Source organism: Sphingopyxis sp. NJF-3 (assembly GCF_053514865.1).
In genome coordinates this window covers 804,392-826,258 of the sequence record NZ_CM130726.1, presented here as the reverse complement: position 1 = coordinate 826,258, position 21,867 = coordinate 804,392, and the positions used below count along the sequence as shown (strand labels likewise).

Genomic DNA, 21,867 nt, shown 5'->3' with positions numbered 1-21,867 from the left:
CACAGACGAAGCCAGCGTCAAAGGAAATGGCCCGCCCCGGGGGCGGCGGGGCGGGCCAGTTTCGGTGCCGGGGCGCCGGATTGCGCGCCCGGCCCTCTGATTATCCGGTCAGGCCGTCAGTCGGCTTCCTCGAACAGGTCGACGGCGTTCGCCGCGGTCGCCGACAGGCGCACCGTGTCGCCATCGACCGAGGCGACGAGCCCGGCGGGGAGATAATGATGCTTCGCACCCTCGCCATCCTCGGCCTGCGGGCTGTCGCTTTTCGTCAGCTTGATGCGTTCGCCGTCGAGATGGTCGACGGTACCGACATGGACGCCATCGGCGCCCACCACCTGCATATGTTCCTTGATCGCGCTATGGTCATGTTCGGCCATGGTCTGTCTCCTTGCCGCTCGCGGGCCCTGCCGCGCGAGCCTGATCATCCTACGCGCCAGATCCGATTCGGCTCCAGCGCCTCCGATGAGCCGGGCGAAATCTTCGCCGGCTTTCATCCCCGCCGGCGCTGCGCTAGTTTGGTGCGATGCGCACCCTTCTTCCCTTCGCTGCCCTCGTCCTCGCCGCGGCGCCGCTTCCCGCCGCCGCCTGCTCACCGGTGGCCGGCTATCGCCCGCCGACCAACTTCGAGCTGACGGCGGCGGCCGACCTGATCCTGCTCGCAGCGGTCGAGGACGGCGCGACGCAGCCGGGAAGCGAGGATGCGATGACGCTGCGCGTCCGCCCGCTCGCCGCGATCAAGGGCACCATGCCGACAGGCCCGATCACTCTGCCGCAGGCAATGATTGCGACCGGCGCCATGGCCGGACTCAGCAATCCTTATGACTTGGCCGAACCGCATCCGCAGAGCCTTGCCGGTGCGTGCAACCGTTATGCCTTCCCGCGCGGCTCGCACGTCCTTTTCTTTCTGAAGCAGCGGGACGGCCAGTGGGTACCGGCGGGCGGACCGTTCAGCCGCTGGGCCGAGGATGTGCTGACCGACGACGCGCCCTGGCTTCAGGCCACGCGCCTCTATGCCGAGGTTGCGGCGCTACCCGTGGCCGAGCAGGCCCCGGCGCTCACGCGGCTCCGCGATGCCTATCGCGCCCGCGCCGACGACCCGCTGGCACAGACTGTCGCCGATGACATCGACCGCCAGATCGCCGGGCCGAAGAAACCTCTGCGCGAGCCAGCGCCGGCGCCGGAGGGCGATTGACCGGCGTTTCGCAAGCCATCGGATCGACGCCCTAGCACCACGGTCGCCGATACCCGGTCCACTCTCGCGCCAGCCCTTCGTCGATCAGTGCTGCGCCCGCGCTCGCGCCGCCGCGCGTCACGACCCGCAATTTGCGGCCATAGCGATCGACGTCACGGTCAACGCTTTCGAGGCTGAACGCGCCTTCGTTCAGCCACTGCCGCAGGCGCTCGGTCGCCGCCTCGCCCAGCCGCGCTTCCTCGGCACAGCGCGGTGGATGGGTTTCGGGGGTGTCGATGTCGGCGATGCGATATTTCTCGCCCGCGAACCAGAAGGTGTCGCCATCGACCACGCAATTGCGCCCACCGCCGCTGTGGCAGAAGCCAAAGCGCGCATGGAGGTCGTCCCCGGACTCCGGGGCCGCAGCCCCGCGGCTCAGCGCATACTCGACGCTGGCGATCGCCGGTTCCGCGGAGTTTAGCCGAAGCGCAGCGAGGGTGCCGAGGAAGCCGCCCAGCGCCACAAGCACCAGCCCGATGCCGAAGCTCGGCCGCCGTCGGCGGCGGAAGCGCGCGGCGCCGCGATGGGCTTTGCGCGGGTGCCAACTGGGCCGGAAGGAAGGGTGCGGCATGGCGGCGGTTTTGCCATGCCGAGCTTACCGAAATACCAACGGCTCCGTCCGCTATGAAAGCGAAGGCGGGCGAAACGCGTCCAGCGCGGCGCCGTTTCCGACCGGGCTCACGGCGCCCCGCGCGGTTCGTCGTCGTCGATTCCGCCGGGACCGAGTTCGCTCTCCTCGTCGTCGTCGCTCCGTTCCCCGCGATAGGCGTCCATGTCGATGCGGCCCGACCGCTCCATCTGGCGCATATGATCGACTAGATCCTGCGTATCGTCGCGTTCGTCGCGGGAGGGCGGCTTGGCGCTGTCCTCCAGCCGGCGGCCGCTTCGCGCATCCTCGGCGACGCTTTGCGCCTGCGCCTCGTCGTCGCGCTGTTCGCGGTTGACCGCCTCGGGCGCGCCGGGATCGCGGGCATCATCGACGCGGGGCTTGGAGGACTTGTCGCTCATGACCGGTTCCTTCACGCTGGATGCCGGTTCAACGCGCGACGCGGCGCCGCCGTTCCTCAGGCCGCGTCGGCGAGCACCTTGCGATCGATCACGCGAATGAACGCCTCGGGCTCCTGCGCCCCGGGGATCAGCATCCGCCCGTCCAGAATGAAGGCGGGAACGCCGGTGATGTTCTGCTCGGCCCAATAGGCTTCCTCGGTGCGCACCATCTCGGCATAATCGTCCGAGGCGAGGATCGTCGCCGCGCGATCGGCGGGAAGCCCGACCGAGGCGGCGACGTTGGCGAGGACGTCATGATCGCTCACATCGCGATTGTCGGTAAAATGGGCGCGGAACAGCGCGAGTTTGAGCGCGGTCTGTACGCCGGTCGGCCCGGCCTGATCGGGCGCTTCGAGCGCCCCCGCCCAGGTCAGCAGCCGGTGCGCGTCGAAACTGTTGCGCATCCGGAAACCCGGCCCGCGGTTGAAAACGAAACCAAGATCGGCGGCGATCCCCGCCATCCGGTCGCGGTTCGCGCGGCTCTGCTCGGGCGTGATGCCATATTTGCGGATCACATGCTCCACCGCATCCTCGCCTTCGCGTGGCATGCCGGGGTTGAGCTCGAACGGATGCCACTGGACGCGAACGTCGAGCCGGCCCGCGAAATGCGCGATCACCGTCTCGAACTTCAGCCAGCCGATGATGCACCACGGGCACATCACGTCAGAGACGATATCGACGGACAGACGCGGAACGGGCGCTGCGGTCACGGCAATCCTCCTTCACGGCAACGCCCCGCCCCACTGTCAGGGCGAGCGGCGATCCTTGCCCGTGCGCCGCTCGCCCTTGCGGCGTTCGGGGCCCTTGTAATCCGGATCGTCGGCGACACGCCGATCGCCCGATCGCCGGTCGGGCCTGTTGCGCTTATCCTCGTCGGCCATCCTTGTCTCCTTCCCACCACAAAGGAACCGGAAGCGACCCGGCGGTCAGTTACTCACAATATTGTCAAAAAGACAAGCGAGCGGGAGTTTGGGGGCTTGTGGAATGTCTGCTCTGGGGTGGAAAGCGGCCGTTCAAGATCACGTCATGCTGAACTTGTTTCAGCATCCATGACCAGACCTCTCGTTCGATGCCGCGTCGAAGTAGACGGCAGGCCATGGACCCTGAAACAAGTTCAGGGTGACGATGGTGAAATGGCTGCAACCGGTCGTTTTAGGTCTTCGTCATCCCGGACTTGATCCGGGATCCATTGGCTCGACGCTGCGTGAATGGATCCCGGATCAAGTCCGGGATGACGAACGTGGGAAAGCGACCGCAACCGGCCGCAAGCCACCATCGAAATCCTCGCCGCGTCGGCCGATCAATGCACCGTATCGACCGGCGCCTCGACGGCCGCCGGGGCCGGTCGCGACAGCACCCACCAGCTCGCAATCATCAGCCCGGTCGACAGCGCTTCGATGATCATCGCCTGGATGATGCCGGCGTTGACGACATCGCCGCTGCTCGCCCCGATCAGCCGGCCGATCAGCGCGGTGCCGTAAAGCGCGGCGGGGACCAGCAGCGCGCGCGACCAGCCGGGCAGCAGCGCGCCCACCGCCGCGCCGCCCGCGGCTACCAGGAAAAAGGCCGACAGGTCGGCGCGCACCGTATTGGCGGCCGGACCCTCGGCGATGATGCCGAACAATTCGGTGAAGCTCGCCGGGTCGAATATCCCGCGCAAGCCGACGATGGCAAAGAACAGCGCCCACAGCAGGACGGCACCGCGCAACACCCAGTTGATCATATCGTCTCTCCCCTTTGTTGCCGCACAGGCTGCGGCATCGGCGGGAAAAGTTCAATCTATTCCGTGAGGTCCGCGGCCAGCGTTTCCTCGATCCAGCCGCCGCCGAGGACGCGGCTTGCGTCCGCCGCATCGTAGAGCACCGCCGCCTGCCCCGGCGCGACGCCATATTCGGGCGCTGCGAAGCGCAGCCGGTCGCCTTCGACCCGCGCCGGCACCGGCTTCGCCATGCTGCGCACCTTGGCGAGCACCTCGCGGCCCTCGACATCGGCGAGCCAGTTCGCTTCGCCGAGCCGAGCCCCCGACACGGCGAGCGCGCGCCGCGGACCGACGACGACGCGCTTCGCCCCGGCATCGAGCCGCACAACGTAAAGCGGCTCGGCCTGCCCACCGATCTCGATCCCGCGCCGTTGGCCGACCGTATAGTGGATCAGGCCCCGGTGCGCGCCGAGCACCGTGCCGTCGACATGGACGATTTCGCCCCCGTCGTCGGCCTCGGGGCGCAGCTTGCGGACAAGGCTCGCATAATCGCCGTCGGGGACGAAGCAGATATCCTGACTGTCGGGCTTGCCCGCGACACCGAGGCCGAGCTCGCGCGCGATCTCGCGCACCACGCTCTTCTCCAAGCCGCCGAGGGGAAAGCGCAGGAAGTCGAGCTGCTCCTGCGTCGTCGCGAACAGGAAATAGCTCTGGTCGCGCGCCGGATCGACCGCGCGGTGAAGTTCGGCGCCCGCCGGTCCTATCACGCGTCGGACATAATGGCCGGTGGCGAGGCAGTCGGCACCAAGGTCCTTCGCCAGCGCGAACAGATCGGTGAACTTCACCCCCATGTTGCAGCGCACGCAGGGGATCGGCGTCCGCCCTGCCAGATATTCGTCGGCGAACTGGTCGATCACCGTGTCGCGAAAGCGGCTTTCATGGTCGTGGACATGGTGCGCGAAGCCCAGCCGGTCGGCGACCGCGCGCGCGTCGCGGATGTCCTGCCCGGCGCAGCACGCCCCGACACGCTTCGCCTTCGCGCCATGATCGTAGAGCTGCAGCGTCACCCCGATCACCTCCGCGCCCGAGCGCGCCGCGAGCGCCGCGACGACGCTCGAGTCGACACCGCCCGACATGGCGACGACGATTCGCCGGTCCTTCAGCGGTTCGGCGAGCTGGAAATCGCCGAGTCGGTCAGGGGAAAGCACATGAACCATGATCGCGGCCATCTAGGGACGGCTGGCCCGAAATGCCAGCTTTTCCGCGCATCGCGTCAAAATATTGACGGGGGTTAAGCTTCGCTAACAAGCTCTGAAATGGACATTTACTCCGCTTTAGCGGGTCTGGGGTAGACAGGCGGCATGAACCTCGCCCCGTCCGATCTTCCGCGCCCTGCCGGTGCTGCCAGCCTGTCGAAGCCCGGCTTCGACATCATTCTGGCCGTTTCCGCCGCGCGGCAGGCCGCCTTGCCGACCGTGCGCCTGCTCCGCGCCCGGTCGCATCGCGAATCGCACCGGGCGGCGGTGAACGCTCTGCGCGCAATGCTGGGCGGAAATGCGGGTGGGGCCCGTTCCGTCGACCTGCGACCGGCGCGTTTCTTCGATCTGTCCGATCGGAAAAACGCCCTGTCCGAAACCATGAACGGCCCGTTTACCAGAGGGTTTCAGCCGATGTTGAACCTGGCTCATATAGGTAAGCGGCTGTCGGTCGAACCGATCCCCCCCGCTCAAGACATTATGGAATGACTATGATCGAGAATCAGAAAATCCGCCCGGCCCAGGTCATCGGCCCCCTCGGGGAACCGCTGACGCTGGACTCGCTGCCGCCGCCGAACACCACGCGCTGGGTCGTGCGGCGCAAGGCCGAGGTGGTGGCGGCGGTCAACGGCGGCCTGCTGACCGTCGACGAGGCGTGCGAACGCTATGGGCTGACGCTCGAGGAATTCGCCGGCTGGCAGCGGTCGATCGACCGCAGCGGCATGCCAGGGCTGCGCGTCACGCGCATCCAGCACTACCGCGACCTTTACGAGCGCCAGCAGCGCTTCTGACCGGGGCGCCAAGCACGAATGAGAGAGGGCGCCGCGGCGCCCTCTTTTTTTGCCCGTGCCGCCGATGCACCCGGTCCGGACGTCCATCCGCTCATAAAAACAGCCCGTATTTCCTGACTTTAGCAATTTCCTTGCAACCCCTGCGTTCACACGGCGTTAAGCCCGGGAGTCAATCAGGAGATCACTCACATGCGCAAGTTTGCAATCACCCTTACCGCCGCGTCGGTTCTCGCCCTCGGCGCGTGCCAGAGCCCGGCGGCCGACAAGGTCGAAGATCAGGCGGAGGCGCAGGCCGACGCGATCGACGATCAGGCCGACGCCATGCCCGAAGGCGCGGCGAAGGAAGCCATGGAAAAGAAGGCCGATGTCGTCGAGGAGCAGGGCGAGGAAAAGGCCAACGCGATGGACGACAATGGCGAGATCGCCCCGTCGGAAACCGGCGTCGGCGACACGCAGACCAAATAGGCCTTTTCGCGAAGGCAGTTGGAAGGGCGCCGCGGCCTTGTCGCGGCGCCCTTTTTTCACACCGCCCCGTCCAGCACCCGGAACACGTCCCGCACCCCCTGCGCGCCGCGGTCCCCGTCCGCGCGCAGGACCGCCAGCGCCGCGGCGACATCGAGCCGATATTCGGCGACCCCCGCGCCCTCGCCCGCCCACGCCGCGCCGAGCGATCGCATCAGCCGCGCCGCGGCGCGATTTTCGGACAGCGTGTCGACCTCAAGCTCGGTCAGCCCTTCGGCGAGGCACTGGATCAGCAGCGCCGCGGTCATCATCCGCGCGAGCCCCTTGCCGTGAAAGGCGTCGAGAACCGCGACCGAATATTCGCCGACCCGCCCGCCGTCGGCGTGCCGCACCGCGTGCACCGCGCCGATCGCCGGCGTCCCCTCGCATTCGGTGCACAGCGCGCCCCACGCGATATGGTCGTGCCCGTCGACGTCGACCAGCCGCTCGACCACGCTGTCGGGCGGCATCGGCGCGGGCGAGAAGAAGCGCAGATAGCGCGATTCGGTCGACAGTGTCGCGATCCCCTCGCGCAGCAGCGGCTCGTCGGCGGGCGTGATCGTGCGCAGGCAGACGGCGGTGCCGTCGGCGAGCACGCTATGCACCTCGATGCCGCCCAGCGGCACCCGCGCGGTCGTTGCCATGCCGATCTCCCCGGCCGCGAGCGATATCGGCAAGGATAGAGCCGTCACGCCTGCCGGACAAGCGCGCCTGCCCCCTACGGGTCAGGCATCGTCCCCCATCCGCAGCGCGGCGATGAACGCCTCCTGCGGGATGTTGACGTTGCCATATTCGCGCATCCGCTTCTTGCCCTCTTTCTGCTTTTCGAGGAGCTTCTTCTTGCGGGTCGCGTCGCCGCCGTAGCATTTGGCGGTCACGTCCTTGCGCAGCGCGGCGATGGTTTCGCGGGCGATGACCTTGCCGCCGATCGCCGCCTGGATCGGGATCTTGAACATGTGGCGCGGGATCAGGTCCTTCAGCCGCTCGCACATGCCGCGCCCGCGCGCCTCGGCGCTGCCGCGATGGACGATCATCGACAGCGCGTCGACCGGCTCATTGTTGACGAGGATGCTCATCTTGACGAGGTCGCCGGGGCGATGGCCGATCTGGTGATAGTCGAACGACGCATAGCCGCGGCTGATGCTCTTCAGCCGGTCGTAGAAGTCGAACACCACTTCGTTCAATGGCAGTTCGTAGGTGATCTGCGCGCGGCCGCCGACATAGGTGAGGTTCTTCTGGATACCGCGGCGGTCCTGGCACAGCTTCAGGATCGCGCCGAGATATTCGTCAGGAACATAGATGACCGCCTCGATCCACGGCTCCTCGATCTCCTCGATCCGGTTCGGGTCGGGCATGTCGGCGGGGTTGTGCAGCTCCATCTCGGTCGGGCCGCCGTCCTTCGAGCGGGTGAGCTTCAGCTTGTAGACCACCGACGGCGCGGTGGTGATGAGGTCGAGGTCGTACTCGCGGGTCAGCCGCTCCTGGATGATCTCGAGGTGGAGGAGGCCGAGAAAGCCGCAGCGGAAGCCGAAGCCGAGCGCGGCGCTCGTCTCCATCTCGAAGCTGAACGACGCGTCGTTGAGGCGGAGCTTCTGGATGCTCTCGCGCAGTTTCTCGAAGTCGTTGGCGTCGGTGGGGAAGAGGCCGCAGAAGACGACCGGCTGGACTTCCTTGAACCCGGCGAGCGGCGCCGCGGCGGGCTTCTTCGCGTCGGTCACCGTGTCGCCGACGCGCGCCTGCGCGACGTCCTTGATCTGCGCGGTGATGAAGCCGATCTCGCCGGGACCGATCTCGGTCAGGTCCTGCCGCTTGGGCGTGAAGCAACCGACGCGGTCGATCAGATGGGTGGTGCCCGCCTGCATGAACTTGATCTGCTGGCCCTTTTTCAGCACGCCGTCGACGACGCGGACAAGGATGACGACGCCGAGATAGGGGTCGTACCAGCTGTCGACGAGCATCGCGACGAGCGGCGCCGACGCATCGCCCTTCGGCGGCGGAATCTTGGCGACGATGGCTTCGAGCGCTTCCTCGATGCCGATCCCCGATTTGGCCGAGGCGAGCACCGCGTCGTCGGCGGGCAGGCCGATGATGTCCTCGATCTCGGCCTTCACCTTGTCGACGTCGGCGGCGGGCAGGTCGATCTTGTTGATCACCGGCACGATCTCATGATCATGCTCGATCGACTGATAGACGTTGGCGAGCGTCTGCGCCTCGACCCCCTGCGCCGCATCGACGACGAGCAGCGCGCCCTCGCACGCGGCGAGGCTGCGCGACACCTCATAGGCGAAGTCGACGTGGCCGGGCGTGTCCATCAGGTTGAGCTGATAGGTCTCGCCGTCGTGCGCCTTGTAGGAAAGGCGCACCGTCTGCGCCTTGATGGTGATCCCCCGCTCCTTCTCGATATCCATATTATCAAGGACTTGCGCCGACATCTCGCGCTCGGTCAGCCCGCCGGTGAACTGGATCAGCCGGTCGGCCAGCGTCGACTTGCCATGGTCGATGTGCGCGATGATCGAAAAATTACGGATATGCGAGAGGGGCGTTGTCATGGCGCGCGCGTTAGCAGGGGAAATGCGTGCTGTCAGCAGGGAGTGGTGGCGCCGCGCGGACGGGGCGATTTTCCCGACGTTCAGGGCAAAGTTCAGGAAAGTTCAGCCTTGTGCGACGCCCTTTCGCGCTTCCGAGGCCTTATTGTCTCCTTTGGAGCTTTAAAAAAACGGCAACGGCCGCGCCGCGTGGCGGCGACAGACGGCGGATTACTACGGAATCAAAGAGCAAGAGGTAGAGGGTGGCATGGCGGGATAATGTAGGAAAGACTTTATTTCGGTGGCTTCCGATGTTGCGCCCGCCCGCGGACGACGGCATGACAAAGGGGGGAGACGTCATTGAGCCGCCAGTTGATTAATGAGTATCGGGCCGAGCTCGACCGGCTACGTGCGGTTTCTGGGACCCAGCGCGAGAGTGTGCTTCGCGAGGCGTTCAAGGATTTGCTGAAGCGCTGGGGCCGCGCGAACGATCTGCAGTTCGTCGCCGAGCATGATATGCTGACCAAGCAGATGACGCGCATCTATATCGACGGCGCGCTGCTGCACGGGCTGCGCGTGCCTTTCGGTTATTGGGAAGCCAAGGACGCCAACGACGATCTGGCGGCCGAGATCGAGGCAAAATTCCGCAAAGGCTATCCGCGCGACAATATCGTCTTCACCGACGATGTGACGGCGGTGCTGTGGCAGGACGGCGTGGAGGCGATGCGCGCCGATATGCAGGGCGACGACGACAGCCTGCTGAACCTGCTCACGCGCTTTTTCGCCCACGAACGCGCCGAGATCGCCGATTTCAACAAGGCGGTGAAGCAGTTCGCGACCGACCTGCCCGAAATATTGAAGGCGCTGCGCGACCGGATCGCCGAAAAGCACGCATCCTCGCGCGATTTCGCGGCGGCGGTCGCGGCGTTCCTGCAGCATGCGCGCGACGCGATCAATCCCGCGGTCAACGAGGACGACGTGCGCGAGATGCTGATCCAGCACATCCTGACCGAAGACATCTTCGCCAAGGTGTTCAACGACCCCGAATTCCACCGCAAGAACAATGTCGCCGCCGAGCTGTACAAGCTGGAGGACAAGTTGTTCGACCGCGGCGAAAAGGCGACGCTGCTGCGCGCGCTCGACCCCTATTATGCCGGAATCGCGTCAACCGCCGCGCTGATCCAGAGCCATTCGGAAAAACAGGGCTTCCTCAAGGCGCTCTACGAGGATTTCTACAAGGCGTATAACCGCAAGGCGGCCGACCGGCTGGGCGTGGTCTATACGCCGGGCGAGATCGTGCGCTTCATGATCCGCTCGGCCGACTGGTTGTGCGAAAAGCATTTCGGCAGGAACCTGATCGACAAGGGGGTCGAGATTCTGGACCCGGCGACGGGAACTGGTACCTTCATCGTCGAGCTGCTCGAACATTTCCGGGGCAATCACGAGAAGCTGAAATATAAATATCGCGAAGAACTGCACGCCAACGAGGTTGCAATCCTCCCCTATTATGTCGCCAATCTGAACATCGAGGCGACCTATCAGGCGATCACCGGCGAGTTCGCCGAGTTCGAGAATATCTGCCTTGCCGACACGCTCGACATGGTCGAGGGGCTGGGCATCCATTCGGGCCATCAGCACGACATGTTCGGCGCCTTCGCCGACGAGAATATCGAACGCATCAAGCGCCAGAATCGCCGCAAGATCAGCGTGATCATCGGCAATCCGCCCTACAACGCCAACCAGCAGAACGAGAACGACAACAACAAGAACCGCACCTATCCGCACATCGACGACCGGATCAAGCGGACCTACATCAAGGCGAGCACGGCGCAGAAGACCAAGCTTTATGACATGTATGCGCGGTTCTATCGATGGGCCAGCGACCGGCTCGGTGATGAGGGGGTGCTGGCGTTCGTAACCAATCGGAGCTTTTTGGATAGCCGCACGTTCGACGGATTTCGCAAGCTGATAGTCAACGATTTTCAGGATATCTGGTTGATAGATTTGGGCGGGGATGTCCGTGCGAACCCAAAGCTATCAGGGACAAAGCACAACGTTTTTGGAATTCAAACGGGAGTTGCCATCGCCTTCCTCGTACGTCGCAAATTAGCAAGCCCAGCGACCGTTCATTACACCCGGCGACCAGAGTTTGACACATTGGAAGACAAGCTCAGCTGGTTGCATTCGCAAGAATTGGAAAGTGCGGGCTTTACAATGCTCAACCCCACTTCGGATGGGACGTGGATTAACGTCGGAGAGGATGGCTTTTCATCTCTGCTTCCGCTCGCTCCTCGTTCGGTATCAGCCAACTTCCGAAATTCGATCCTCCACGCGACCTCATCTGGAGTTTTGACTGGACGAGACGATTGGGCGGTAGCTCGCAATCCAAGCGATTTGCGAACCCTTGCGAATGAGTTCGGATCTCGTTTCAATAATCTTGCAGACACTAAGGAATTCGAAAGCCAAGAAATAAAATGGTCACGAAATCTTAAGCGGCACGCGATGAGGGGGCGGCGCTTCCATCTCCACGAGGGAGCAATTCGTAAATATGATTTTCGGCCATTTACTCAAAGACTAATCTATATTGACCCTTTGCTCGCTGATGAACTTGGACGAATCGACGAATTTTATCCCGCTGAATCGACAAACCCTGCTTGCGTAATCAACTTCGGGCCGCGGTTGCCATTTAGCACATTGGCGACAGGGCATGTGTCGAGCTACAGCTTTTTCATAGCTGACCCTGCGCACTATCTCGCCCGCTACCGCTACACAAAATCCGGTGAACGCGTCGACAACATCACCGACTGGGCACTAAGCAAGTTCATCGCGCATTATGGCAAAAAGGCCGGCGTCACCAAGGACGCGATCTTCCATTATGTCTATGCCGTGCTGCATGACCCCGTCTATCGCGAGACATATGCGCTGAACCTGAAACGCGAGTTTCCACGCATTCCCTTGTATCCCGAGTTCGCCAAATGGGCGGCGTGGGGAGAGGCGCTGATGGCGATGCATATCGGTTATGAGGATGTGGAGCCGTGGGCGGTCGAACGGGTCGACACGCCCAATGCCAAGCGTGCCGAGGCGACGCATCCCAAGCCGGTGCTGAAATCGCTGCCCGAGCAAGGGCTGGTACGCGTCGACGAGGACACGCAGATCGGCGGCATTCCGCGCGAGGCGTGGGATTATCGGCTGGGCAACCGGTCGGCGATCGACTGGGTGCTCGACCAGCACAAGGAAAAGACTCCGCGCGACCCGACGATCCGCGAGAAATTCAACACCTACCGCTTCGCCGACTACAAGGAGAGCATGGTCGCGCTGCTGGCGAAGGTCGTGCGCGTGAGCGTCGATACGATGGCGATCACCGAGGCGATGGAGGCGCTCGATCGGAGTGGGTGGGAGGAATAATGCAACGCAGCGGCGGGCGTAGTGGCAGGCCTTTTGGTCATATGACAATCGATGCGATCGAGCAGCATGTGCGCGCGGCAAACGGGGACCAAGATGAATTGACGGCAATTCTGGCCGAGCTCGGACATCGAAACACCAAGCGAGCGCATGAACTGAAAGACCTGGTAACACGGCTTTTGCGAAACCCGCAGCATTAGCGGCAACGAACCTGCTGGCTTTGAACTTGATCTCGGCCTCCTGCCCTCTCTCACCAGCGGGAGAGGGCTAAAGCTTCAGCCACCTCCCGCAATCATCCCTGACCCGCGCATCCCCATCTCCCATCCCCCGCTCCAACACCGCCGCCCTGCCCTCGCCCTCCGCCACCGCCGCCAGCGCGGCGAGGGCGTTGGCGCGGATGCGGGGGACTGGGTGGGCGTGCGCGAACTCGGCGGCGATGTCCTTGCCCTCTTCGGTTAGATGCACCGCGCAGCGGAGGAGCATTTCGGTGGGGGTGGTGGTCGGGCGTTTGGCGATCGTGCCCGTCTCGAGGTCGACGATATATTGGTCGCGCCAGGGGACGTGCTCGCCCTCGTCCATGATGTTGAGGCTGACCGACAGGCTGTCCGGGGGGAGCTGGCTGTGGATGTCGCGGTGGGCGCGGTAGAGGAGCATCTTGCCCTCGGCGAGGGTGCTGCGCTCGACGAAATTCAGCTTCATCGGCTCGCCGAGGCGGCCGTCGACGGCTTCGGGGTCGTAGTCGTAATAGTCGCTGATATAGCCGGGGCCCCAATAGCCCGTCGTGAGGAAGTGGAAATTATGGTCGTGCGGCAGGCCGTAGGCGAAGGCCGCGGGGCCGCTCGCGGCGTAGACGGCGTCGCTTTCCGCGGGCCACAGATTGGCACGGAGGAACCAGCCGCGGCGGCTGCGGTGGAGGAGAAAGACCTGCGCCGAATAGCGGTTTTCCGCGAGCTGATCGCGGTAGCTCGCCTTGAGTTCGGCGATGACGCGGTCGGCGAGGAAGTGTCGGTTGCGCGACAGGCCGGCGAGGAGATGCGCGCATCGGTCAAGGCTCGCTTCGTCGGCGAGGTCGACGCCGGTTTCGTCGAGGCGCGCCGCGACTTCGGCGAGGTCGATTTCGGGGACGGCGGGCGGGTCGATCAGGCGGGGCATGGGGTCTGCTTTCTAAAGCCCCTCCCCTGAAGGGGAGGGCGTTTGATAGAGCGCCAGCGTCGCCGTTGCTGCGTGGCGGACCTCCGGATGCGGGTCTTCCCCCGCCATGCGCGCCAGCGGCGCGCGGGCGGCGGCGGGGTCGAGCGCGACGAGTTCGCGCATCGCGTGCCAGCGCGCCGCGAAATCCTCGGTGCGCGTCTCGTCGGCGAACAGCGGCGCCGCGTCGGCGCGGCGCATCGTGCGGAGCAGGGTCAGCGCCATCGCGCGGAAGCTGCTGTCGCGACGCGATGCCGAGACGTGGACGAGGCGGCCGCTTTCGCTGTCACAGGCGCGGATCGGGAGGCGCGACGGCGGCTGCGCCGCGAGTTCGAGCATCAGCACGTCGCCGTCGCCGCCAATCAGGCTGAAGGCGGTGCGCGCGGTGTCGAGCGCCAGCGTCTCGCCGGCGGCGAGCGGGCGCGGCGGATCGCCGGCGCACGGGCTCGCGGCGGCGGCGGTGAAAGCGCCGGCCTCCTCGGCCTGGCTCACCGCGACATGATGGAGGCGGATCGCGGCGTTCCCGGCGGCGAGGATGCGGATGCGCGCATGGCCGGGAACGAAAAGCACGGACGGCGCCGCGTCGCGCGATGCCGCCTCGACCGGGCGGACGAGCAGGGTCAGGCGGATCGCGCCGGCCTCGGCGAGCAGCAGCCCGCCGAGCGCGCCGCCGCCGACGGCGCGGAGTGGGGGACGAGCGAAAGGGTCGGCGGCAAGCAGGTGCAGCGCCTGCGCGAGCCGGGCGCGCAGCCAGCCGATATCGTCGAGCCAGGGCGCGAGGGCGGCGATCGCTTCGCCGGGCGGCGTGGCCGCCTGCGCGCGCATCGCGGCGAGGAGGCCGGCCGGGGCGCCGTCCTCCGCCGCCCAGCGGTCGGCGAGCGCCGCGGCGGCGGCGCGCATCGCCTGCCGGCGGGGAGCATCGGCGCGCGGATAATGGTCGTGACGCGAAGCGGGCGCGGACATGCGGGCCTCCGGAGCGATAGCGCGGGCGGCGCGGGAGCCGCCCGCGCACACGGTCAGTCGTAGATGACGAGCATCACGGTGACGGTCGCTTCGAAGACCGACGGCTTCGACGTCGCCATTTCGGCGGCGAAGGAGCCGAACAGGCCGACCGCGGTGTCGAGCAGCGGCAGCGCGGCGATATCGATGGCTGGCATTGGCATAATCCCTCCTGTTTTCCGGCGTTTGATCCGCCGCGAACAGGATGGGAAAGGCGCGCGGGTGGCGCCAGTTAACTTAATTTAATGGCGCGAGCCACAGCGACAGGCCCGGCGGCGGCGCGGCGGGGGGCGCCTCGGCCTCGGTCCGCGCGGCGTCGGCGCGGGCACGGGCGAGGATCGCGGGCGGCACCGAGGGCGCGTGAAAGATATGGTCGGCCTGCCCGAGCAGGCGCGCGGCGCGCAGCGTGAGCTCGTCGGGGTCGGCGCTGGCCAGCGCGATGGTTTCGAGGCGCGCGGGCGGCGCGGCGTCAGGGGCGGCGGCGAGCCAGGCCTCGATACGCTCCGCCGCGCCGCCGTCGAGCGGGTCGAGCGCACCGCCGGCATCGAGCGCGGCGTCGATCGCGCGGCGGCGGTCGGCGGCGGCGGGCCAGCGCGCGGTCATCGCGGCGCGCGCGGCGTGGAGCGCCGAGGCGAGCGCGCCGAGCCGCGCGGGGAGCAAGGCCTCGATACGCTGGCGGACGGCTTTGGCGAGCCCCGCCGACGCGCCGCCGGTGCCGATCGCGATGGTGACGGGCGCGCGGTCGACGATCGCGGGCGTGGTGAAGTCGCAGAGATCGGGGCGGTCGACGACGTTGACAAGCAGCCCGCGCGCGCGCAGCGCCTCGGCCGCGGCGCGCGCGGCGTCGGCATCGTCCAGCGCCACGAAGCCGAGGCTCGCGCCGGGCTCCCACGCCGACACGATCCGCCCGCCGGCGCGCGCGACGAGCCGCGCCTTGGCGTCGGCCGCCTCGCCGGTTCCGACGAGCACGACGGTGCGGCCGGTGAGGTTGAGGAAGATCGGGAGCTGGTTCATGGGCCACCTATAGCAAGCCCCTCCCCTTCAGGAGTGGCAGGTAAACTGTCCCCCGGACAGTTTAGATCATGCCGGGGGCATGATCGACCTGTCACTGGGTTGGGGTGGGGTCTTGCAACCTTGCGCAAGGCCGATGGACCCCACCCGCTGCGACTAGCGAGCAAGCTCGCAAGTCTCGCTGCCCTCCCCTGGAGGGGAGGGCTAAGTCGCTTACTCGATCCAGTCGGGCACCCGCTCCGCCGCCATGATGGTGCCCGCCGCGATGCGGTCGGCGACCACGGCGTAGCGGTCGCCGTCGACGAGCACTTCGGGGACGAGGCTGCGGCTGTTGTAGGTCGATGCCATCGTCGCGCCATAGGCGCCCGCGGTGCGGAAGACCGCGAGATCGCCCGATTGCACGACGTCGATGTCGCGGTCGCGCGCGAAGGTGTCGCCGGTCTCGCACACCGGGCCGACGATCGAGGCGGTCATCCGTTCGCCGCCCGGTTCAACCGCGACGAAATCATGATACGCATCGTAGAGCGCCGGGCGCGCGAGGTCGTTCATCGCGGCGTCGACGATGACGAAGGGATGGGTCGCGCCGGGCTTGACCCACAGCACTTCGGTCAAGAGCACGCCGGTGTTGCCCGCGATGACGCGGCCGGGCTCGAACATCAGGGTGACGTCCCAGTCCTTCGTCACGCGCGCGACCATCGCGCCATAGTCGGCGGGCGACGGCGGATCGTCGTCGGGGCGATAGGGCACGCCGAGCCCGCCGCCGAGGTCGACATGGGTGATGCTGTGCCCCGCGGCGCGCAGGTCGGCCACGAGGCGGCCGACGCGCTCGAACGCGGCCTCCAGCGGCGCGAGGCTGGTGAGCTGGCTGCCGATGTGGAGCGCGACCCCGCGCAGGTTGAGCCCGGGCAGCCCCGCGAGCCGCGCGAAGATTTCGGGCGCGGGGTCGATGCCGACCCCGAACTTGTTCTCGGCCTTGCCGGTCGAGATCTTGGCGTGGGTGCCCGCGTCGACGTCGGGATTGACGCGCAGCACCGCATTCGCGGTCGTCTCGCGCGCCAGCGCGATCTCGGCGAGCGCGACGCCCTCGGGCTCGTGCTCGATGTTGAACTGGCCGATGCCGCGATCGAGCCCCTGCGCGAGCTCGGCGCGGGTCTTGCCGACGCCCGAGAAGACGATGTCCTCGGCCGCCATGCCCGAAGCGAGCGCGCGTTCGAGTTCGCCGCCCGAGACGACGTCGGCGCCATAGCCCTGACGCGCGAGCACGCGCAGCACGCCGAGGTTCGGGTTGCACTTGATCGCGAAGGCGATGTGCTTCTTCGGCACATCCTTCAGCGCGTCGCGGAACACCTGCGCATGGCGCTCGAGCGTCGCGCGCGAATAGACATAGACGGGGGTTCCCACTTCGGCGGCGATGCGCGGCAGGGGGATGTCTTCGGCGTGGAGCACGCCGTCACGAAGTTCAAAATGGTCCATCGAAGGAAGTCCTGATCATCATTCTCCGTTCGCATCGAGCGAAGTCGAGATGCCCCGAAGGACAGGACAAGCCGATGGGTGTCTCGACTTCGCTCGACACGAGCGGATTAAACTGGGTTTGGCTCAGCCTGGCGGGGGCAGGTCGAAATCGTCGGGCTCGCGTTGTTCCGAGCGTTTGAGAAGTTCGTCGCTGCGCGCGGGCTTGGCCTGCGCGTCAGGCGTCGTCAGCTCCTCGTTCCTCGGGGGGCGCGTCGCGCCGATCGGGATGACCGGCGGGGCCTGGCCCACGACCGGTTTCAGATCCTCGCGCTTGCCGCACGCGCCGAGCGTCGCCGCAAGGGCGGCGGCCGACAGGAGGACGGCGGTCAGCGGGCGGATTCGCATCGTCAACTCTCCAGCGCGGCGCGGGCCGCGGCGATGGCGTCTCTTACCCGTTCGGGCGCGGTGCCGCCATAGCTGATGCGGCTGGCGACCGATGCCTCGACGGTCAGCGCGGCGAGCGCCTGCGGCGTCACGGCGGCATGGATCGCCGCGGCCTCGGCAGCGGGCAGCGCCGACAGCTCAACGCCCAGCTCCTCGGATCGTTTCACGCAGGCGCCGACGATATGGTGCGCCTCGCGGAACGGCACCCCCGCCTCGCGCACCAGCCAGTCGGCGAGATCGGTCGCGGTCGAGAAGCCCGAGGCGGCGAGCGCGCGCATCCGGTCGGTGCGGAAGCTCAGCGTCTCGACCATCCCGGTCAGCGCGGCGAGCGACAGCGCGAGCGCGTCGAAGGCGCCGAACACCGTTTCCTTGTCGTCCTGCAAATCCTTCGAATAGGTGAGCGGCAGCCCCTTCACGATGACGGCGAGCCGCTGGAAGGCGCCGAGCAGCATCCCCGCGCGCCCGCGCACCAGTTCGGCGGCGTCGGGGTTGCGCTTTTGCGGCATGATCGAGCTGCCCGTCGACCAGGCGTCGGGCAGGCTCACGAAACCGAAGGGCTGGCTCGCCCAGATCACGATTTCCTCGGCGAGCCGCGAGAGATGAAGCGCGGCGATCGACGCGGCGGCGCAGAATTCGAGGGCGAAGTCGCGGTCGGACACCGCGTCGATGCTGTTCGCCATCGGGCGGTCGAAGCCGAGCGCCTTCGCCGTCGCGTGGCGATCGACCGCGAAGCCCGTGCCGGCGAGCGCCGCGGCGCCGAGCGGCGATTCGTTGAGGCGCGCGCGCGCATCAGCGAAGCGTCCGCGGTCGCGGCCCGCCATCTCGACATAGGCGAGGAGATGGTGACCGAGCGTCACCGGCTGTGCGACCTGAAGATGGGTGAAGCCGGGCATGATGCTGCCGGCATGCTCGTCGGCGCGCGCGAGCAGCGCGGCCTGCAGCGCCTTCAGTCCCGCGTCGATGCGGTCGCAGGCGGTGCGCGTCCAGAGGCGGAAATCGGTCGCGACCTGGTCGTTGCGCGAGCGCGCGGTATGGAGACGCCCGGCGGGTTCGCCGACGATGTCCTTGAGCCGCGATTCCACCGTCATGTGGATATCCTCGAGCGCGAGGTCCACGGGCACGCCGTCGCGCGCGAACTCTTCGGCGATCCGCGCGAGGCCGGCATCGATCGCCGCGGCATCGGCCGCGGCGACGATGCCCTGCGCGCCGAGCATCGCGGCATGCGCGCGGCTCGCGGCGATATCCTCCTCCCACAGCCGCTTGTCGATGGGGATGGACGCGTTTATCTCTTGCATGATCGCGGCGGGACCGCCACCGAAGCGGCCGCCCCACATGCTGCTCTTGTCCGGAGATTCCGTCATTCGCCGCGTCCCAAACCCGAAAATTGCCCTCCTCGCCATCCTGCTGGCGGGGTCGATCGCCGGCTGCGATAGGGAAAAGCAGGACGGGGGGCAAGCGGGGGCGTCCCAAGCAAATATTGCGCCCGGCGAAGCGAAGGATGCGCGCGGGGTCGAGACCTTCCAGCATCAACTCGACCGCAGCCACGCCGGCGAGGCGACGCCCGCCGCGAGCTTCCGCGGCCCCGACGACGCGCCGGTGACGCTCGCGAGCTTCCGCGGGCGGCCGCTGCTCGTCAATCTGTGGGCGACCTGGTGCGCGCCGTGCGTCGCCGAAATGCCGACGCTCGACGCGCTCGCGGCCAAACAGGGCAAGGCGATGGCGGTGATCGCGGTCGCGCAGGATCTGCAGGGCGCCGCGGTCGTCGACCCCTGGTTCCAGAAGGCGGGGCTGAAAACGCTCCAGCCCTATATCGACCCCGAAAACGCCCTGCTCGACGCGGCGAGCAGCGCGCTGCCGACGAGCATCCTCTACGATGCCGAGGGCAAGGAGATCTGGCGCGTGGTCGGCGCGATCGACTGGGAGGGCGCGGAAGCGAAGGCGCTGCTGGGCGAAGCGGGGGTTCAGGCCTCTTGAAGGACCTCACCGCTTTTCCGTCCCACAAGCTGAACGCCAGCCAACGGCGGCTGAACCTCAGATAAGCGGAGGGTTCAGCACCCTGTCACCCCTGCCTTGGTAGACGGTCATCGACAGGCCGCGAATCCGTGCTGCCTGACGGTGAAGGAGACCGAACCATGGCTCAGATGATCAAAACGTCTTTGACCAAGGCCGCGATTGGTGCGGCCACCGTGGGCGCCTTGCTGAGCGCCACACCCGCAATGGCACGCGACCGTTACGACCGCGACGGCATCAGCGCCGGCGAGATCATCGCCGGGGCGGTCGTGCTCGGCGGCCTCGCGGCGATCCTGTCCTCGGACAATGATCGCTATGACCGGTACGATCGCTATGACGATCGCTATCGCGGCCGCTATGACGACCCCCGCTACGGCTATGGCTATGACTATAACCGCTATGGCGACAGCCGCAGCGCGGTGAACCAGTGCGTGCGCGCCGTCGAGCGCAGCGGCAGCCGTTACGGCCGCGCCGACGTCACCCAGGTGACGAGCATCGACCGCAAGCGCGACGGCTACAAGGTCAAGGGTCGCGTCGTCGTCCGCGACGGCTATGGCGGCCGCTGGGGCCGCGGCGGCTATTACGACAAGGGCAAGTTCAGCTGCGACGTCCGCTACGGCCGCATCCACGACCTTGACTTTTCGGGCCTGCGCTAAGCGCCCGAAAGGAAGACAGCGGGAGCCCGCCGGCCTTTCGACCGGCGGGCTCTTTGCAGGCGCCGCATTCCTGGATGATGACCGAATATTTACCTTCCTTCTTTATGGAGTCGCATGGGACCATTATGATCGCCAGGCGTGGGTGACCGGGCGGCAGCTATTGGGTCGCGCATGTCTTATCCCGAGGCCGAATCCGCCTCCACGGCCGCCGAAAAGCGCCAGCCGCGCCAGTCGCGCCTGGTGAAGGCGGCGCTCGCCTGCGCACGCTTCGGCCAGTTCGACGTGACCATCCGCAACGTGTCGCAGACTGGAATCGGCGGCCGGGCACCGCATGCCCTTAACCTCGGCGAGCGGGTCACGCTGTTCCTGCCGGGACATGATCCGATGATGGGCACCGTCCGCTGGGTCGTCGACCGGCGCTTCGGCATCGAAACCGACGCCGAGATCTTCCCCGGTCGGCTGCGCGCCGCGCATGGCGACGAACTGGTGGCGGCCGACAGCCGTGCCGATTTCCAGATCATGCCGCCCCCGAAGATTTCGGCGTGGCGGCCCGGGCTGCTGCAGACACAGTCCCTGCCCGGCCATTACGGTCGCAAGCGTTAAGCAACGAGTCCAAATAGGACCGCCTCACCGAGCGAAGACGAGGCGGCAACGGCTGCCGGTTCTCGCTTCGCTCGAACGGGCCCCTCGTCTTCGCTCGGGGAGGCGGCGCAACTTTATGACACAAAAAACCGGCGCGGATCGCTCCGCGCCGGTTTCTGTTCGACCAGTTGAAAAAGCGCGGCGTCAGGCGACGCGGCGGACTTCGTTGCCGTCGTCATCGATGTCGCGCAGCACATAGCCGCGGCCCCAGACCGTCTCGATATAATTTTCGCCGCCGCAGGCGAGCGCGAGCTTCTTGCGGAGCTTGCAGATGAAGACGTCGATGATCTTCAGTTCGGGCTCGTCCATCCCGCCATAGAGGTGGTTCAGGAACATTTCCTTGGTGAGCGTCGTGCCCTTGCGCAAGCTCAGAAGCTCGAGCATCTGATATTCCTTGCCGGTCAGATGCACGCGGGTGCTATCGACCTCGACCGTCTTGGTGTCGAGATTGACCGCCAGCTTGCCGGTCTTGATCACGCTCTGGCTGTGGCCCTTCGAGCGGCGGACGACCGCATGGATGCGGGCGACCAGCTCGTCGCGATGGAAAGGCTTGGTGACATAGTCGTCGGCGCCGAAGCCGAACGAGCGCACCTTGGAATCCATTTCCGAAATGCCCGACAGGATCAGCACCGGCGTCTGCACCTTTGCAGTGCGCAGTTTCTTCAGCACGTCGTAGCCGTGCATGTCGGGCAGGTTCAAATCGAGCAGGATGATGTCGTAATCATAGAGCTTGCCGAGATCCAAGCCCTCTTCCCCCAGGTCGGTGGTGTAGACGTTGAAGCCCTCGGTGGTGAGCATCGTGTCGATCGCCTTCGCGGTCGTCGGCTCGTCCTCGATCAGCAATACGCGCATTGGGCACCCCTTGACTGTTTCCCACGATGATCCCGCGAACCGATCGCCGGGCCATCATGAATGTCGCGGCGGATCGATCCCCTGTTGCGGGACTGCCGGACCATTAACCACGAAACTAATGAAGGGAAAAGGTTAATTTTGGTTTAACCCGCAGAAATCCACGA

At 66.4% G+C, this 21,867-nt stretch carries 27 protein-coding genes; 9 read left to right on the top strand and 18 right to left on the bottom strand.

From position 1 onward, the window contains the following. Nucleotides 1–116: 116 nt before the first annotated feature. Nucleotides 117–374 (bottom strand): DUF2171 domain-containing protein, encoded by a 258-nt coding sequence (locus tag ACOTSS_RS03890; RefSeq protein WP_448690222.1) that lies wholly within the window; start codon nt 372–374, stop codon nt 117–119. A 146-nt stretch (nt 375–520) separates the two neighbouring features. Between ACOTSS_RS03890 and ACOTSS_RS03885 the strand changes: the two genes are divergently transcribed. Then, nucleotides 521–1,189 (top strand): hypothetical protein, encoded by a 669-nt coding sequence (locus ACOTSS_RS03885; RefSeq protein ID WP_448690221.1) that lies wholly within the window; start codon nt 521–523, stop codon nt 1,187–1,189. A 31-nt stretch (nt 1,190–1,220) separates the two neighbouring features. Here the strand turns inward: ACOTSS_RS03885 and ACOTSS_RS03880 are convergent, their stop codons facing one another. From ACOTSS_RS03880 to mnmA, 6 genes are all read right to left on the bottom strand, one after another. After that, nucleotides 1,221–1,799, bottom strand: coding sequence for a thermonuclease family protein (locus ACOTSS_RS03880; RefSeq protein ID WP_448690220.1), 579 nt, complete (start codon nt 1,797–1,799; stop codon nt 1,221–1,223). A 107-nt stretch (nt 1,800–1,906) separates the two neighbouring features. Next, the gene (locus ACOTSS_RS03875) at nt 1,907–2,236 is read right to left on the bottom strand and encodes a hypothetical protein (RefSeq protein ID WP_448690219.1); all 330 of its coding nucleotides are present in this window, start codon (nt 2,234–2,236) and stop codon (nt 1,907–1,909) included. 56 nt (nt 2,237–2,292) lie between these two features. Then, nucleotides 2,293–2,985, bottom strand: coding sequence for a DsbA family oxidoreductase (locus ACOTSS_RS03870; RefSeq protein WP_448690218.1), 693 nt, complete (start codon nt 2,983–2,985; stop codon nt 2,293–2,295). Nucleotides 2,986–3,021: 36 nt separating this feature from the next. Continuing rightward, complete coding sequence (locus ACOTSS_RS03865; RefSeq protein ID WP_255247156.1) at nt 3,022–3,156, bottom strand: hypothetical protein; 135 nt, start codon at nt 3,154–3,156, stop codon at nt 3,022–3,024. A gap of 419 nt (nt 3,157–3,575) precedes the next feature. Then, nucleotides 3,576–3,998: a hypothetical protein gene (locus ACOTSS_RS03860; RefSeq protein WP_448690217.1), complete on the bottom strand. Its 423-nt coding sequence runs from the start codon at nt 3,996–3,998 to the stop codon at nt 3,576–3,578. A 56-nt stretch (nt 3,999–4,054) separates the two neighbouring features. Continuing rightward, nucleotides 4,055–5,191, bottom strand: a complete 1,137-nt coding sequence (mnmA, locus tag ACOTSS_RS03855) for a tRNA 2-thiouridine(34) synthase MnmA (protein WP_448690216.1) — start codon at nt 5,189–5,191, stop codon at nt 4,055–4,057. Between the two features lie 144 nt (nt 5,192–5,335). Between mnmA and ACOTSS_RS03850 the strand changes: the two genes are divergently transcribed. From ACOTSS_RS03850 to ACOTSS_RS03840, 3 genes are all read left to right on the top strand, one after another. After that, the gene (locus tag ACOTSS_RS03850) at nt 5,336–5,719 is read left to right on the top strand and encodes a hypothetical protein (protein WP_448690215.1); all 384 of its coding nucleotides are present in this window, start codon (nt 5,336–5,338) and stop codon (nt 5,717–5,719) included. A gap of 2 nt (nt 5,720–5,721) precedes the next feature. Further along, nucleotides 5,722–6,021 carry a CtrA inhibitor SciP gene (gene sciP, locus ACOTSS_RS03845; RefSeq protein WP_095387481.1) on the top strand — a complete coding sequence of 100 codons (300 nt, stop codon included), beginning with the start codon at nt 5,722–5,724 and terminating at the stop codon, nt 6,019–6,021. Nucleotides 6,022–6,210: 189 nt separating this feature from the next. Then, on the top strand, nt 6,211–6,486 hold the full coding sequence (locus ACOTSS_RS03840) for a hypothetical protein (protein ID WP_448690214.1): 276 nt from the start codon (nt 6,211–6,213) through the stop codon (nt 6,484–6,486). 56 nt (nt 6,487–6,542) lie between these two features. On the opposite strand, the gene ACOTSS_RS03835 is transcribed toward ACOTSS_RS03840, so the two are convergent. From ACOTSS_RS03835 to ACOTSS_RS03825, 3 genes are all read right to left on the bottom strand, one after another. Continuing rightward, nucleotides 6,543–7,166, bottom strand: a complete 624-nt coding sequence (locus ACOTSS_RS03835) for an N-acetyltransferase family protein (RefSeq protein WP_448690213.1) — start codon at nt 7,164–7,166, stop codon at nt 6,543–6,545. Between the two features lie 81 nt (nt 7,167–7,247). Continuing rightward, a complete protein-coding gene (lepA, locus tag ACOTSS_RS03830; protein WP_448690212.1) occupies nt 7,248–9,071 on the bottom strand; it encodes a translation elongation factor 4 in 1,824 nt (607 codons plus the stop codon). Nucleotides 9,072–9,452: 381 nt separating this feature from the next. Beyond that, nucleotides 9,453–9,836 (bottom strand): hypothetical protein, encoded by a 384-nt coding sequence (locus tag ACOTSS_RS03825; RefSeq protein ID WP_448690211.1) that lies wholly within the window; start codon nt 9,834–9,836, stop codon nt 9,453–9,455. Here ACOTSS_RS03825 and ACOTSS_RS03820 point away from each other — a divergent pair. Together ACOTSS_RS03820 and ACOTSS_RS03815 are read left to right on the top strand one after the other, a co-directional pair. Then, on the top strand, nt 9,783–12,452 hold the full coding sequence (locus ACOTSS_RS03820; protein WP_448690210.1) for a type ISP restriction/modification enzyme: 2,670 nt from the start codon (nt 9,783–9,785) through the stop codon (nt 12,450–12,452). The two genes, ACOTSS_RS03825 and ACOTSS_RS03820, sit on opposite strands and share 54 nt — an antisense overlap. Next, the gene (locus tag ACOTSS_RS03815; protein ID WP_448690209.1) at nt 12,452–12,649 is read left to right on the top strand and encodes a hypothetical protein; all 198 of its coding nucleotides are present in this window, start codon (nt 12,452–12,454) and stop codon (nt 12,647–12,649) included. Before ACOTSS_RS03820 ends, ACOTSS_RS03815 begins: the two co-directional genes overlap by 1 nt. Before the next feature lie 67 nt (nt 12,650–12,716). Here ACOTSS_RS03815 and ACOTSS_RS03810 read toward each other — a convergent pair whose 3' ends face one another. The 7 genes from ACOTSS_RS03810 to argH form a co-directional block, all read right to left on the bottom strand. After that, nucleotides 12,717–13,601, bottom strand: a complete 885-nt coding sequence (locus ACOTSS_RS03810) for a transposase (protein WP_448690208.1) — start codon at nt 13,599–13,601, stop codon at nt 12,717–12,719. Nucleotides 13,602–13,613: 12 nt separating this feature from the next. Further along, nucleotides 13,614–14,600, bottom strand: coding sequence for a HEAT repeat domain-containing protein (locus tag ACOTSS_RS03805; RefSeq protein WP_448690207.1), 987 nt, complete (start codon nt 14,598–14,600; stop codon nt 13,614–13,616). 53 nt (nt 14,601–14,653) lie between these two features. Next, entirely contained in the window at nt 14,654–14,794 is a 141-nt protein-coding gene (locus tag ACOTSS_RS03800; protein ID WP_176473573.1) for a hypothetical protein, read from the bottom strand. 79 nt (nt 14,795–14,873) lie between these two features. Then, nucleotides 14,874–15,650, bottom strand: a complete 777-nt coding sequence (locus ACOTSS_RS03795; RefSeq protein WP_448690206.1) for a siroheme synthase — start codon at nt 15,648–15,650, stop codon at nt 14,874–14,876. A gap of 210 nt (nt 15,651–15,860) precedes the next feature. Beyond that, the gene (lysA, locus tag ACOTSS_RS03790; RefSeq protein WP_448690205.1) at nt 15,861–17,120 is read right to left on the bottom strand and encodes a diaminopimelate decarboxylase; all 1,260 of its coding nucleotides are present in this window, start codon (nt 17,118–17,120) and stop codon (nt 15,861–15,863) included. Between the two features lie 123 nt (nt 17,121–17,243). Next, the gene (locus ACOTSS_RS03785) at nt 17,244–17,504 is read right to left on the bottom strand and encodes a hypothetical protein (RefSeq protein WP_448690204.1); all 261 of its coding nucleotides are present in this window, start codon (nt 17,502–17,504) and stop codon (nt 17,244–17,246) included. A 2-nt stretch (nt 17,505–17,506) separates the two neighbouring features. Next, on the bottom strand, nt 17,507–18,877 hold the full coding sequence (argH, locus tag ACOTSS_RS03780) for an argininosuccinate lyase (RefSeq protein ID WP_448691286.1): 1,371 nt from the start codon (nt 18,875–18,877) through the stop codon (nt 17,507–17,509). Here argH and ACOTSS_RS03775 point away from each other — a divergent pair. From ACOTSS_RS03775 to ACOTSS_RS03765, 3 genes are all read left to right on the top strand, one after another. Continuing rightward, nucleotides 18,876–19,517: a TlpA family protein disulfide reductase gene (locus ACOTSS_RS03775; protein ID WP_448690203.1), complete on the top strand. Its 642-nt coding sequence runs from the start codon at nt 18,876–18,878 to the stop codon at nt 19,515–19,517. The two genes, argH and ACOTSS_RS03775, sit on opposite strands and share 2 nt — an antisense overlap. 158 nt (nt 19,518–19,675) lie before the next feature. Beyond that, nucleotides 19,676–20,209 (top strand): hypothetical protein, encoded by a 534-nt coding sequence (locus ACOTSS_RS03770; protein WP_448690202.1) that lies wholly within the window; start codon nt 19,676–19,678, stop codon nt 20,207–20,209. Nucleotides 20,210–20,380: 171 nt separating this feature from the next. Continuing rightward, on the top strand, nt 20,381–20,812 hold the full coding sequence (locus tag ACOTSS_RS03765; protein ID WP_448690201.1) for a PilZ domain-containing protein: 432 nt from the start codon (nt 20,381–20,383) through the stop codon (nt 20,810–20,812). Between the two features lie 183 nt (nt 20,813–20,995). On the opposite strand, the gene ctrA is transcribed toward ACOTSS_RS03765, so the two are convergent. Continuing rightward, on the bottom strand, nt 20,996–21,703 hold the full coding sequence (ctrA, locus tag ACOTSS_RS03760) for a response regulator transcription factor CtrA (RefSeq protein WP_054589165.1): 708 nt from the start codon (nt 21,701–21,703) through the stop codon (nt 20,996–20,998). Nucleotides 21,704–21,867: the final 164 nt, after the last annotated feature.

What these genes read in the sequence shown, in the direction of transcription:
- ctrA (WP_054589165.1), bottom strand. Translation starts at nt 21,703, where the DNA reads ATGCGCGTATTGCTGATCGAGGACGAGCCGACGACCGCGAAGGCGATC.
- mnmA (WP_448690216.1), bottom strand. Translation starts at nt 5,191, where the DNA reads ATGGTTCATGTGCTTTCCCCTGACCGACTCGGCGATTTCCAGCTCGCC.
- ACOTSS_RS03865 (WP_255247156.1), bottom strand. Translation starts at nt 3,156, where the DNA reads ATGGCCGACGAGGATAAGCGCAACAGGCCCGACCGGCGATCGGGCGAT.
- ACOTSS_RS03820 (WP_448690210.1), top strand. Translation starts at nt 9,783, where the DNA reads ATGCAGGGCGACGACGACAGCCTGCTGAACCTGCTCACGCGCTTTTTC.
- lepA (WP_448690212.1), bottom strand. Translation starts at nt 9,071, where the DNA reads ATGACAACGCCCCTCTCGCATATCCGTAATTTTTCGATCATCGCGCAC.
- ACOTSS_RS03815 (WP_448690209.1), top strand. Translation starts at nt 12,452, where the DNA reads ATGCAACGCAGCGGCGGGCGTAGTGGCAGGCCTTTTGGTCATATGACA.
- ACOTSS_RS03800 (WP_176473573.1), bottom strand. Translation starts at nt 14,794, where the DNA reads ATGCCAGCCATCGATATCGCCGCGCTGCCGCTGCTCGACACCGCGGTC.
- ACOTSS_RS03835 (WP_448690213.1), bottom strand. Translation starts at nt 7,166, where the DNA reads ATGGCAACGACCGCGCGGGTGCCGCTGGGCGGCATCGAGGTGCATAGC.
- ACOTSS_RS03765 (WP_448690201.1), top strand. Translation starts at nt 20,381, where the DNA reads ATGTCTTATCCCGAGGCCGAATCCGCCTCCACGGCCGCCGAAAAGCGC.
- ACOTSS_RS03880 (WP_448690220.1), bottom strand. Translation starts at nt 1,799, where the DNA reads ATGCCGCACCCTTCCTTCCGGCCCAGTTGGCACCCGCGCAAAGCCCAT.
- ACOTSS_RS03885 (WP_448690221.1), top strand. Translation starts at nt 521, where the DNA reads ATGCGCACCCTTCTTCCCTTCGCTGCCCTCGTCCTCGCCGCGGCGCCG.
- ACOTSS_RS03840 (WP_448690214.1), top strand. Translation starts at nt 6,211, where the DNA reads ATGCGCAAGTTTGCAATCACCCTTACCGCCGCGTCGGTTCTCGCCCTC.
- lysA (WP_448690205.1), bottom strand. Translation starts at nt 17,120, where the DNA reads ATGGACCATTTTGAACTTCGTGACGGCGTGCTCCACGCCGAAGACATC.
- argH (WP_448691286.1), bottom strand. Translation starts at nt 18,877, where the DNA reads ATGTGGGGCGGCCGCTTCGGTGGCGGTCCCGCCGCGATCATGCAAGAG.
- ACOTSS_RS03795 (WP_448690206.1), bottom strand. Translation starts at nt 15,650, where the DNA reads ATGAACCAGCTCCCGATCTTCCTCAACCTCACCGGCCGCACCGTCGTG.
- ACOTSS_RS03810 (WP_448690208.1), bottom strand. Translation starts at nt 13,601, where the DNA reads ATGCCCCGCCTGATCGACCCGCCCGCCGTCCCCGAAATCGACCTCGCC.
- ACOTSS_RS03805 (WP_448690207.1), bottom strand. Translation starts at nt 14,600, where the DNA reads ATGTCCGCGCCCGCTTCGCGTCACGACCATTATCCGCGCGCCGATGCT.
- ACOTSS_RS03775 (WP_448690203.1), top strand. Translation starts at nt 18,876, where the DNA reads ATGCTGCTCTTGTCCGGAGATTCCGTCATTCGCCGCGTCCCAAACCCG.
- sciP (WP_095387481.1), top strand. Translation starts at nt 5,722, where the DNA reads ATGATCGAGAATCAGAAAATCCGCCCGGCCCAGGTCATCGGCCCCCTC.
- ACOTSS_RS03875 (WP_448690219.1), bottom strand. Translation starts at nt 2,236, where the DNA reads ATGAGCGACAAGTCCTCCAAGCCCCGCGTCGATGATGCCCGCGATCCC.
- ACOTSS_RS03890 (WP_448690222.1), bottom strand. Translation starts at nt 374, where the DNA reads ATGGCCGAACATGACCATAGCGCGATCAAGGAACATATGCAGGTGGTG.
- ACOTSS_RS03785 (WP_448690204.1), bottom strand. Translation starts at nt 17,504, where the DNA reads ATGCGAATCCGCCCGCTGACCGCCGTCCTCCTGTCGGCCGCCGCCCTT.
- ACOTSS_RS03860 (WP_448690217.1), bottom strand. Translation starts at nt 3,998, where the DNA reads ATGATCAACTGGGTGTTGCGCGGTGCCGTCCTGCTGTGGGCGCTGTTC.
- ACOTSS_RS03770 (WP_448690202.1), top strand. Translation starts at nt 19,676, where the DNA reads ATGGCTCAGATGATCAAAACGTCTTTGACCAAGGCCGCGATTGGTGCG.
- ACOTSS_RS03850 (WP_448690215.1), top strand. Translation starts at nt 5,336, where the DNA reads ATGAACCTCGCCCCGTCCGATCTTCCGCGCCCTGCCGGTGCTGCCAGC.